At 70.6% G+C, this 528-nt stretch carries 1 protein-coding gene; it reads left to right on the top strand.

Annotated features, from left to right (window positions below; all coding sequences use genetic code 11):
- Positions 1–41 precede the first annotated feature (41 nt).
- Entirely contained in the window at positions 42–419 is a 378-nt protein-coding gene (locus tag FK268_RS23820) for a capsid cement protein (protein ID WP_146437911.1), read from the top strand.
- Positions 420–528 lie beyond the last annotated feature (109 nt).

The raw sequence follows: 528 nt of genomic DNA on the forward strand, positions 1-528 counted from the left end.
GACGCCGTCGCCGCGCACACCACCAGTAGAAGGAGCACCCCGTGCCCAGCACCACCCTGTACCAGCCGTACGTCTACGACGACGGCGACGAAATCACCTGCCGCGCCACCGCCGACATCACCCTCGGCCACCTCGTCGGCGTCTCCGGCCCCCGCAACGGCAACATCGCCGTCGCCCACGCCACCGCAGGCGGCCGCACCCTCGGCGTCGCCGGATCCGACGCCAAGACCGGCGACCTCGTCGTCGCCTACAGCGGCGGCGTCCTCCGCGTCATCGCCGGCGGCCCGATCACCGCAGGCGACGACGTCGAAGTCGGGGCCGCCGGCACCGTCGTCAAGGCCACCACCGGCAAGGTCATCGGCTTCGCCGTCTCGTCCACCACCTCCGGCAAGTTCGCCGAAATCAAGCCCCTCGCGTAAGGAAAACGACTATGCCCGTACAGAACCCGACGCTCGTCCCCGCGCTCGACGGCCGCACACTCACCGTCGACCAGGCCCTCGCGCGGCCCACCATCATCCGCGATCGCAT

Source organism: Tsukamurella sputi (assembly GCF_007858445.1).
Classification (GTDB): domain Bacteria; phylum Actinomycetota; class Actinomycetes; order Mycobacteriales; family Mycobacteriaceae; genus Tsukamurella; species Tsukamurella sputi.